The 1,310-nt window shown below is 48.3% G+C and carries 2 protein-coding genes; both read left to right on the plus strand.

Annotation, left to right across the window (positions count from 1 at the left end; translation table 11 throughout):
• Positions 1-146 precede the first annotated feature (146 nt).
• The gene (locus tag ACP7IZ_RS13715; protein WP_003627697.1) at positions 147-365 is read left to right on the plus strand and encodes a CbtB domain-containing protein; all 219 of its coding nucleotides are present in this window, start codon (positions 147-149) and stop codon (positions 363-365) included.
• Positions 366-388: 23 nt separating this feature from the next.
• On the plus strand, positions 389-1,123 hold the full coding sequence (locus tag ACP7IZ_RS13720) for a CbtA family protein (RefSeq protein WP_426849719.1): 735 nt from the start codon (positions 389-391) through the stop codon (positions 1,121-1,123).
• The last annotated feature ends 187 nt before the right edge of the window (positions 1,124-1,310 follow it).

Below are 1,310 nucleotides of genomic sequence, written 5' to 3' on the forward strand. Positions count from 1 at the left end.
GGGGCGGAGGAGCAGCAGGCGTGTTCGGAATACCCTTGCTGTTAGGCTTTGTCATTCTATGATGAGGGCCGACCAAACCATGACGTTCTGTTTCAAACTCTTTTGTGCCTGCTCCGGTGGGCTCTGTTAAATAAGGATACAACATCATGAACACATCTGTTCATACAGCTATGCCGGTTGCGGCAGCGGGCCAGAGCATTCCGGTTCGTGCCATTCTGCCTTGGGCTGTTTTCGGCCTGATTGTTTCTGCACTGCTGATCTACTTTGTGGGTGCAGAGCAGGGCGCTACTTCCCTGATTTCCGGGCATGCCGTGCATGAATTTGTGCATGATGGCCGCCATCTGCTTGGTTTCCCCTGCCACTAAGGCATTAGAAGAAAGTTTTACTCATGGTTGGTCGTCTTTTAGCCCGCGGCATGGTCGCGGGCATTCTGGCTGCATTGCTTTCTTTTGTATTTGCAAAATTTTTTGGTGAACCGCAGGTCGCTTTAGCTATTGCGTTTGAAGCTGCGCAGGATGCTGCCGCAGGGGCTGCGCCAGAACCTGAACTGGTAAGCCGTGGCGTGCAGGCATCTTGGGGGCTGCTTACTGCTGTACTAATGTACGGCGCAGCATATGGCGGTATTTTTGCTATTGTTTTCGCATTTGCTTACCAACGCCTTGCAGCATTAAGCCCACGCAGCATGGCTTTGTTGCTTGCCGGTGTTGGGTTTTTAACGTTTGTGCTGATACCAGATTTGAAATATCCGCCAAACCCACCCGCGGTTGGTCAGGAAGAAACCATTGCTCTGCGGACGGAAATGTATTTTGCAATGGTTGGTCTTTCCATTGCAATTTCCATGATTTCTCTGTCGGTAGGGCGGGCGCTTTCTAATGTTATAGGGTATTGGAACGCTGCGGTATGCAGCATTGTTCTCGGGCTTGTACTTGTTGCCGCAGTGCAGTTTGGCCTGCCAGACATCAACGAAGTGCCAGATAATTTTCCCGCTGTTGTGCTGTGGCGTTTTCGGGAAGCATCCATAGGGATGCAGATTATTTTATGGTCAGTTCTTGGGCTGGTTTTTGGTGCTTTGGCAGAAAAATGTCTGCCATCGTCCAATAGTGCGGTGCGCAAGACGGCTTGATTTTTTAGTGATCGGTGTAAATGGGCTTTGTTGGGAACAAAACTTTTCCACAAAGCCTAATAACACAAACGATTTTTCTAAATATTCTCTGTGCGTAATGCACATTTAAAAAGCATTTCCTGATGTTGTATTGTTCTGTGCTGTGAGAACATTAACACGCAGAAAATGCTTTTTTATTTATCGTCTT

The organism is Acetobacter sp. AAB5 (genome assembly GCF_050106715.1).
GTDB lineage: Bacteria > Pseudomonadota > Alphaproteobacteria > Acetobacterales > Acetobacteraceae > Acetobacter > Acetobacter oryzifermentans.

Coding starts and splice junctions, on each gene's coding strand:
- ACP7IZ_RS13715 (WP_003627697.1), top strand. CDS start 147: ATGAACACATCTGTTCATACAGCTATGCCGGTTGCGGCAGCGGGCCAG.
- ACP7IZ_RS13720 (WP_426849719.1), top strand. CDS start 389: ATGGTTGGTCGTCTTTTAGCCCGCGGCATGGTCGCGGGCATTCTGGCT.